This is a genomic window from Rubellimicrobium roseum (assembly GCF_006152145.1).
GTDB classification, from domain to species: Bacteria; Pseudomonadota; Alphaproteobacteria; order Rhodobacterales; family Rhodobacteraceae; genus Rubellimicrobium; species Rubellimicrobium roseum.
The window spans coordinates 1-3,096 of record NZ_VDFV01000018.1 but is presented as its reverse complement, the minus strand read 5'-3'; the positions used below and the strand labels follow the sequence as shown (position 1 = coordinate 3,096).

Genomic DNA, 3,096 nt, shown 5'->3' with positions numbered 1-3,096 from the left:
TCACGCGCGTCGCCTGACCTCGAGGGGAAAGGGGCGAACTCGGCCTCAACTCGAGTTGCGCAACAACGCCTAACAACCTGGCCAACGCTCTGGGCGACGAACTCACGACGGAGTCTTCCTATGACTTCTTCGAAATGGGATATGGCGCCATTGTGGACTTCACTTTCGGTCCCGAAAGCCACTCGCTGTTCACCGGTTTCCTGAAGATCTCAGAGGTGACCTTCAACAACCGTGCGACGAGTGCGCTGGAAAGCGTCGATGTCTGGGGCGGCCGGAAAGGCGTGTTTGTCAAGCTCGGAACCCTGACCAACAGGGCCGCCGTGGGCGAACTGGCTCTCGACGGAGTGTTCGACACCTTGCGCCTCGCCGATACGACGTTCGTTCCCCGTGGGTCCTCCAGCGGCGGCTATGATGTTGACCAAATCGCGGTCGCGGCGGTGCCGGTTCCGGCGGCAGGCTTCCTTCTGTTGTCGGGCTTGGCCGGATTCTCCGTTCTGCGCCGCCGTCGACAAGACGTGAGCACGCTCCCTCGCTGAGGCAGAGATTGCAGGGCAAGCCTTCTCAACGGGAGGCTGCCGAGCACGGCTTGAACCTGCACCTCAATCGGCCATTCTTGCGTGACCTTGAACATGCAGGTATCTTGGGGAGCTTGATTAGGTCATCCGGTCTAGAGTGAGCGACCTTTGGCCTTTTATCGTCGAGCGACGAATTGGCTTGGCCGCAAATAGGCGATGCGTCACCCTGGGTTCTTCGGGACGCGCATCGCCCACTGATACCCCGGCCGCCAAGCCTATGGGACCCACGCAACCTTGCCCCGATGGTCCGGCCCTCGACACTGAGCCGGACCCAGGTCACCCGCGTCGCTCGAACCAAATCGCAAAGGGCAACTCCGCTCTTAACTCCAAGCATTTGGCCCTGATTCCGACGTGATGGGGGGTCAGGTGAGAAGGAAAGGTTGACCCCCGCGTCCTTCGCCAAGCGGTCACGTCCTCAAGCGACTCCAGGCGCCCGATCTCGGGCACGCCCAGCCCGGCGTGTCATGGCACGATCAGCGGGCCACCTTCGACCGTCTCCGGCGAGGAGAGCGAGGGAGCCGTCGACGACCGGCGATCAGCGGGAGCTCTCGTCTGCGGCCGTGCCGCTCCCCGCCTGTCCCGGGGCGCTTGCGTTCCGTGGCATTCCTCCAAGTTCAGGCGGCCGGAAGTGTCACAGCCACACCTGACCAAGTTCTCAGCGGCAGCGTTGGTCTGGAAAGACGTTGCCATGCGCTACACGCGACACGTTGCTCTCTCCCTGATGGCCATCGCACTCGCAGCCGCCGTCCTCGCTTGGCCCGGATGGCCCGTCGTGATCCTGATACCTCTGTCGAACTCCGGATCCTTTCCAGGGTTGAAGCGGCACTGCGCCACGCTCTAGAGATTGGCAAGGCGCAGACGATCAAGGGGCGCAAGTCCGGTCGCAGCCAGCACGCCGGGCTTTAGCCGGCTCCTCCGGACATACGTATTATTACTTATACCAATTTGCGTCGCACTACTCATATGCGCTAGCGGGGCGAACTATAGAAATTGGGAACCACGGCGCTGATGCACGTATCAAGCGCCCGGCGGAGCCTGCCTCACGCAGGTTTCCCGGCCTGTCTCAGGCGTATCCGGGCCTAGGTTCTGCGCAGCTTCATGCGTCCTAATCCGTGTGCCTCGGTAACGTCGCTGATCTGCGGGCGATAGGAAAGGGGTAAGGATGTACCTGAGGCAATCGGCATCTCGCGCGCGCCTGCGCGAGGCGGAGACCGCCCGGCGCAACCGCGCCGAGATCGTGAAGGCGCTGTCGACGGGGGAGGTGAGCCGGCGGGATCTGTTCCGCTGGGGGGTGTTCACGGCCGGGGGGGCGCTGGCGCTGACCCATGGCCTGAGCCCCTTCGCGCCCAGCCGGGTGGAGGCCGCGGTGCCCACGGGCGCGCCGCCCAGCCCGTTGTGGGGGGTGCTGCCCTTCACCCAGCGCATGCCGCGGCTGGCCTTGCAGAAGCCGCTGCCGTTGATACCCAAGGAGCGCGGGGCCGAGGTCGATCTGGTCTTTCCCGGAGGCACCATGGAGCCCGACGCGCGTCGGCTGTCCTGGCACACTGACTTCACCGCCTCGAAGGGCACGAAGTTCGTCAACCCGCTCACCGGCAAGGGGCCGCTGGAGGGCCGCCCGCCGGGTGAGTACTTCGCCCAGCAGCGCTGGCGCGAGTACCTGCCCAAGGCCGCCTATGTGTCGACGCTCAGCGATCCCTCGCCGCGCTACGATGTCAGGTTCCATCCCGGCCTTCCGGTGCAAGGGCGCAACAAGCTCTGGACCTTCGGTCCGGGCAGGAATGTCGCTGGCCGGCCCATCCCGCCGCTGATCAAGGCCCGCTACGGGGAGCCGCTGATCTTCCGACACTACAATGCCCTGCCGACGAAATACGGCGACAACGGCGGCTTCGGCAGCAACAGCCAGGCGACCCACAACCACAACGGCCACAACGCCTCGACGGGGGACGGGGCGTCGAACGCCCACTTCTTCCCCGGCCAGTTCTACGACTACCACTGGACCACGACGCTGGCGCGCGCCGACGCGATCAACACGGGCGCCACCGACCGGCGCGCCTCGGGACCCGACGGCAAGGGCGGCCTGATCCAGGTGCCGGGCGACTTCCGCGAGCTGCAGGGCTCGCTGTGGTTCCACGACCACCGCTTCTTCTACACGGCCGAGAACGTCTACAAGGGCCATCTGGGCGCGCTGAACTACTACAGCGGCCCCGACCGCGGCAACGAAGTGCTCAACGACGGGGTCAACCTGCGCCTGCCCTCGGGCTCGCTGCTGGACTGGGGCAACATCGACTTCGACGTGAATCTGATGATCTCGGACGCGGCCTGGGACGGGGACGGCCAGCTCTTCTTCGACATCTTCGACACCCACGGCTTCTTGGGCGATCGGGCGCTCGTCAACTTAGCCTACAAGCCCTTCTTCGAGGTCATCCCGCGCAAGTACCGCTTCCGCATCCTGGCGGCCGGCATGGCGCGGTTCTGGAAGTTCGCGCTGGTGAACCAGGCCAACCAGCTCGTGCCGATGACG

The 3,096-nt window shown here is 65.0% G+C and carries 1 protein-coding gene and 1 pseudogene; both read left to right on the top strand.

Annotation, left to right across the window (positions count from 1 at the left end; genetic code table 11):
* The first annotated feature begins 134 nt into the window (after window positions 1-134).
* On the top strand, window positions 135-536 hold the full coding sequence (locus FHG71_RS13005) for a VPLPA-CTERM sorting domain-containing protein (protein ID WP_139082121.1): 402 nt from the start codon (window positions 135-137) through the stop codon (window positions 534-536).
* 1,201 nt (window positions 537-1,737) lie between these two features.
* Window positions 1,738-3,096, top strand: a pseudogene (locus FHG71_RS13000) (hypothetical protein); the annotation flags it as partial.